Genomic DNA, 1,678 nt, shown 5'->3' on the forward strand with positions numbered 1-1,678 from the left:
TCCTGACTTCGTCATTGCGTCACCCTAAACGCCAAGATGGTCAAACAATGGCTTCAATGACCGATGTTCGGGTGTCAGCATCATAGTGCGTGTTATCGTCTCATCATTTAATGGAAGCCTCAGTCTGACGGTCGTTATTGTTTTGGCGATCTTGATTACTTTGTCAACACTCATTTTCATGTGTAGAGTCTCGATAATCCTCTCAAGTTCCTTATATAGCTTGTATGCGACAAAACAAAGGCATACATGAGCCTCGATACGTTTCTCAGTAAAGTGAAAGATGGGGCGAGTCTCCAGTGTCCCCTTTGATATCCTGAACGCCTTCTCAACAACCCAAAGACCTTGATACTGAGCGACGACCTCCGATGGTGGCAATGTGGTATTGGTGACATATCCTTTCAGACCGTCCCATACCTCATCCTCCTTGATCTTATCCTCACTGATACTTACATTGACATCATTGTCAAGCTTAAGGAACTTGCTGTAGCCACGTTTATTAATCTTATCCTTGGTGATTTTGCCGGAAGCATAGGCTTTTCGTAGTCGTTCAACACCCTTGTTGCGGTTATAGGCATCCTTGGTTGCCCGTTTTGAACTGTATGTGACAATGAGACGGTCGCCGTTCTCGAGTTCCTTCTCATGATACTGTCCATCTTCATGGGGGATTGACTTTATCCATTTCTCGACATCATTTGCCACTTTCTTTATTCTTCCGCCGACAATGAACTGATATCCTCCGGAACGCAGTAGCCCCATATTCCGTTTTATCATGAAGCCTGAATCAGCAACCACAATAAAGTCATCAAGGCCGAACCGTTGCTTTAAATCATCTATGGCGGGGATCATGGTGTAACTTTCATATTGCGCTCCATTGAATATTGAGTATGAAAGAGGATAGCCGTTCTCACATACAAGAAGTCCGAGGATAATCTGTGTCTCGGCTGTCTTGCCGTCTTTGGAAAACCCCGGTGAACGAAGGTCATCTTCCCGAAAACTCTCAAAGTACAGTGATGTGACATCGTAAAACAGCATCTCCACTCTTCCACCCAAGACAGAAAACGTATGCTCCACGCTGATACGCTGCACAACCTCCTGCTGGGCATTGTAGAGCTTGTCCATATAGCGGTATATCTTGCTGAGGTTCACATCCTCTTCAAAGTGGGTTTTCAGGTAGTCTGCAGTCGCCATCTTGCTCATCGGCTCACATAACCTTGCTATTACAAGATGCCGTAAGACATCATCCCCGACCCGGTTGAATCCAACAGAATCAAACACCTTGTCAAGAATCAATTTGGCTCCATTCAGCAATATACCATCAATATTGTCAAGGACAGCCTCGGCATTCTTTCGTTCAAGTTCTTTTTGGTCGGCTTCATCGAAATCGATTTCCATGATACCGAGATGAGACTTAATCCACTTTTGTCCTTGGAGGCAGAGACGCTCAATCTCAGACTCGTCATACCCTATGCCCACGGTGTGCAGTTCTTTGAACTTGCCTCCGTGCTTGTCAACAACCACAACGCTTGTGGTGCCAGAACGATTTTTCTTTTTGCGGACAAACATACCGCAAATATAATCAAAATTGCCATTGCGTCACCCTAAATCACCCTTGAATTTGCCTATATTGGTGAAAATCAGGCATCCTTATTTTGGAACTCAAAAAAGTGACGAAGTCAGG

Annotated in this window: 1 protein-coding gene; it reads right to left on the minus strand. The window is 44.8% G+C overall.

Annotated features, from left to right (window positions below; translation table 11 throughout):
* Positions 1-24 precede the first annotated feature (24 nt).
* Positions 25-1,563: an IS1634 family transposase gene (locus NSB03_RS20540; RefSeq protein ID WP_135039490.1), complete on the minus strand. Its 1,539-nt coding sequence runs from the start codon at positions 1,561-1,563 to the stop codon at positions 25-27.
* Between the last annotated feature and the right edge of the window lie 115 nt (positions 1,564-1,678).

The organism is Bacteroides acidifaciens (assembly GCF_024623065.1).
Taxonomy (GTDB): domain Bacteria; phylum Bacteroidota; class Bacteroidia; order Bacteroidales; family Bacteroidaceae; genus Bacteroides; species Bacteroides acidifaciens.

Excerpts from the sequence above, each read along its gene's own strand:
- NSB03_RS20540 (WP_135039490.1), bottom strand. The coding sequence starts at position 1,563 with ATGTTTGTCCGCAAAAAGAAAAATCGTTCTGGCACCACAAGCGTTGTG.